The sequence below is a fragment of the Dialister sp. genome (assembly GCF_036343215.1).
In the GTDB taxonomy this organism is placed as follows: domain Bacteria; phylum Bacillota; class Negativicutes; order Veillonellales; family Dialisteraceae; genus Dialister.
Map to the genome: position 1 here is coordinate 1 of NZ_JAZASU010000129.1, position 4,031 is coordinate 4,031.

3 protein-coding genes and 1 pseudogene are annotated in these 4,031 nt (G+C 47.7%); 2 read left to right on the forward strand and 2 right to left on the reverse strand.

Translation table 11 applies throughout. From position 1 onward, the window contains the following. Nucleotides 1-141, forward strand: a pseudogene (locus VZT47_RS09585) (IS200/IS605 family transposase); the annotation flags it as partial. Nucleotides 142-1,168: 1,027 nt separating this feature from the next. Beyond that, a complete protein-coding gene (gene uraA / locus VZT47_RS09590) occupies nucleotides 1,169-2,434 on the forward strand; it encodes a uracil permease (protein WP_330224743.1) in 1,266 nt (421 codons plus the stop codon). Nucleotides 2,435-3,290: 856 nt separating this feature from the next. On the opposite strand, the gene VZT47_RS09595 is transcribed toward uraA, so the two are convergent. Next, entirely contained in the window at nucleotides 3,291-3,608 is a 318-nt protein-coding gene (locus VZT47_RS09595; protein ID WP_330224744.1) for a hypothetical protein, read from the reverse strand. Nucleotides 3,609-3,618: 10 nt separating this feature from the next. Then, entirely contained in the window at nucleotides 3,619-3,804 is a 186-nt protein-coding gene (locus VZT47_RS09600; protein WP_296957119.1) for a hypothetical protein, read from the reverse strand. Nucleotides 3,805-4,031 lie beyond the last annotated feature (227 nt).

The following is a 4,031-nucleotide window of genomic DNA, read 5'->3' on the forward strand; positions in this document are numbered from 1 at the left end:
TGGTGCAGAGGATATTATGTAGACACGGTAGGAAAGAACACAAAAATGATTGCAAAATATATACAGAACCAGTTAAAGGAAGATGAAGAATCAAACGTGGAAGAGGATTTATTCGACCCGTTTACGGGTAGCAAGAAATAATAACGCAAGCAGCAGAAACACAAGCGCGGTAACGCGCCGCTAGTAATAAAGGCCCTTGAGGCCGCATAATAAGAACCACCAGCTAAGCTGGTGGATTTCTTTTTATATGGGGGATTTGCACAAGCGGGAATGAAAAGCCCGTTTTTTCGTATTGATGATTCTGCTGCAAGAGGATGGATGGAAATCGCAGCGGAAACTTACATGTCGATAGTGATACAAATGATTCCATGCGTCCCTCCCGCGTCCGGGAGGGTGCCCGAAGGGCAGGAGGGGCGTACGATCTTACAAGTCGGAAATGAAGGAAAAGATTCATGCGTAACGTAGTGATTTCAGAGTCAATTGTCAGATACAGTGGACTGAGTCAATTTCGAAAATTCGTGATTCGTGGTTCGTGATTCGTGAAGGTGGGCGCCCTGAGGGGCGCCTGATTTTTTTATGGGGGCTGTGCACAGGCGGGGCGAAGGACCGGTGGAGCAACCCACCCGCCTTCGCTTCGCTCAGGCACCCTCCCAAACTTGGGAGGGCTTTGACGGTAACGACTTGAGTGGAATTGGCTGAAATCGATGAGAATCTTTCGTCTGGATTTCTTATATCCTTGGGAGAACGCTGTGATTTCTCTGCTTCCTGCTCATGGCTGGGAATACCCGTTTTCTTCTGTGCGTAGATGCAGATGCTCGTGGGGCAGGGAATACGGATACAGGTCGAAATGATAGAGTCACCGCCTGTGCAGAACCGGTTTCGGCACTATTGCGGGCCGAAGGCCCCATAAGAAATGTGCCCGAAAGGGCGCCATCTTCCCGACAGCCCTGAAACGAATCCCGACATCCCCGACAACCCCGATTCAAAAGTTTCACGACTCAAAAAGGGTTGTTGTTTACTCAATCATCATTTGCTCTAAACTCTCTTGCTTTTACCATGAAAAAAGAATAAAATGATATGGATAAATTTGACAGATTCAGGAAGGAGGTTCTTCGTGCGCAGGCGAAGGGCCTCTTTTTTCTGAATCATTTCCACGGGGAGGAAAGAAATGGCGAAACGAATTATTCACGTCGAGGAGAGGCTTCCGATTCTGCCGACCATTCCACTCAGTCTGCAGCATCTCTTTGCCATGTTTGGCTCTACGGTACTCGTACCGTTTTTGCTGAATGTGGACCCGGCTACCTGTCTTTTCATGAACGGCATCGGTACTCTTCTCTATCTTTTCATCTGCAAAATGAAGCTTCCTGCTTATCTGGGTTCTTCCTTTGCCTTTATTTCACCGGTATTGGCCGTCACGGCTGCAAAAGGGATGACTTATGCCGATGCCCAGGGCGGATTCATTGCTTTTGGTCTCTGTTTCGTGATTATTGCGCTTTTGGTCAAAAAAATAGGGGTCGCCTGGATTGATGTCTTGTTTCCTCCGGCAGCCATGGGAGCTATCGTAGCTATTATCGGTCTGGAACTGGCTCCTCTGGCCATGAGTATGTCCGGATTTATCGGAGATCCTCAGGGAATGAGCGCATCGACGGCTATAACAATTTCCATGTTTACTCTTGTGGTAACGATTCTGGCTACCGTACTGGGACGGGGATTTATTTCCATCATTCCGATTCTGATCGGTGTCATTGCCGGTTATATCCTTTCCATCATTCTGGGAGTTGTCGATTTTTCCAAAGTGGAATCCATCGCCTGGGTGGCTCCGCCTACTTTCTATGCACCCCATTTCAATCTTTCCGCCATTATGATGATTCTTCCTGCAGTTTTCGTAGTTTTGGCTGAACATCTGGGCCATCTCTTCGTAACCAGCGATATCGTGGGAAGAGACCTCATCAAGGATCCGGGACTTCATCGTTCCCTTTTCGCCGATGGTCTTTCCAACATCATTTCCGGTTTCGTCGGTTCCACCCCGAATACCACTTACGGTGAAAATATGGGCGTCATGGCTATGACCGGTGTATATTCTACCTGGGTTATTGCAGGGGCCGCTGTTTTTGCCATCATTTTCTCCTTCGTAGGAAAAATTGCAGCCCTGATCCATGCCATTCCGACTCCGGTCATGGGAGGTGTCTGCATTCTTCTTTTCGGTTTCATCGCAGCTTCCGGTATCCGTATGCTCATCGAAAAGAAAGTGGATTATACGAAATCCAGAAACCTCATTCTTACCGCAGTTACCATGATTTCCGGCCTTTCCGGAGCTACCGTGGTTGTAGGACCTGTACAGCTTAAAGGGATGGGACTTGCAACGGTTACTGCCATGATCGTTTCCATCTGCTTCCTCATTTTCGATAAAGCGCATGTGTCTAATGATAATTGAGTCATCTGGCAGATATTTGTCTTGTGTCAGTTACGATATTCGTGGGTTAGCCTCACCTCGGCGAGCCCCGTTTTAGCCAATTTCGAAATTTCGTGATTCGTGGTTCGTGGTTCGTGAAGGTGGGTGCCCTGATGGGCACCCGATTTTTTTATGGGGATTTTGCACAGGCGGGTTTCTTGGAGTCATCTGGCAGATACAGTGAGTTAAGTCAGTTACGGTTTTCGGGTCTTAGCCTCACCTCGGCATGCCCCGATGGAGTCTCTAGCGAGATTTCGGGGTTCGGGGTGCGGGGCTCGGGAAGGTGGGCGGCCTGATGGCCGCCTGCTTTTTAATGGGGAATGTGCACAGGCAGGATGATTAGTAAATTGCAAATAAAAAATGCCCGCTTTGGCTTTTGATGCGGGCACATTCACTGAGAACTATGAACTGATCACTTGGGAATTATTGTTTCTACAGGGGATATGACAAATTGGCTTTCTCATGTTATACTGAATCCAGACATCGTGATTGACCGAGGGGAGCCGCCGCAAGGTGGCTTTTTTCGTGGGGTTTTCTCGAATGGGGTCAACTCCCCCATAAAAAAATCGTCGGCGCATCAGCGCCGACACCATCTCGCACCCTGAAATTTCGGAGTGAGATTACACTTTCATGTCGTGGTGAGGCTAACCCACGAAAACCGCAGCTGACTCCGGACAAAGGACACCTGCCTGTCGAAGTTTAAAAATCTTCTTCCGCTTCCGAACCACGAATCACGATTCACGAAATCTCGAAAAGTCTATACCGGGGCTCGCCGAGGTGAGGCTAACCCACGAATACCGCATCTGACTCAGATCATAGTATTTTCAAATGACACAAATTAAGCATACATCTCCTTCGCTTCATTGATGCACTGGATCAGTATTTCCTTGTTTTTCTTATCCACCATGCCGGAGATACGGAAAAGGTCGATGACCCACCAGATGACACCGATGAAACAGCACATGAGGATCCAGAGGATGATATTTCTCACAATCCGTCCCAGGTAGATATAGTAGGCCGCAAAGACGACCCAGAGGACGTAGGCCAGCCATTTTTTCTTTTCCCGGCCGGCATAGAGGGTGAGGGCCTGGGTTTTCTGGGATTCCGTGAGCCCCTGCAGCATGAGTTTGCCTTCTTCATCGAGTTTGCAGTCCATAATGACCTCCTTAGAAAAGCCGTTTCTTCAATACGATGGCCTTCCATTTCGAAAGGGCCTCTTTTGCCTCTTTCGGTGCACCGGATACGAGGCGCACATTCCCTTTCATCCGCTCTGCCATGGTGACAGAAGGATCGATGTAGGGCTCGAAAGTTTTGTAAAAATTCATTTTGGAAATCTCTTCGGAAATATCCATAGTATCGCCTCCCGTACTTTCTTATCATTATTTTATCATATCCGTAGTGGGAAATTGGTGAGAAAGTTATCAGTTATCAGTTAATAGCAATATCATTAACTTAACAGCTGCTAAAGTGCTTCCAAATCGAAATTTCTCTATTGCGTTTAAAGGAAATAGGGCCTTATTCACCCTGTTCGGAGTAAATTTTAGTAGTTTTGACCGGTTTTTGAGGCACTCTAAAGGAA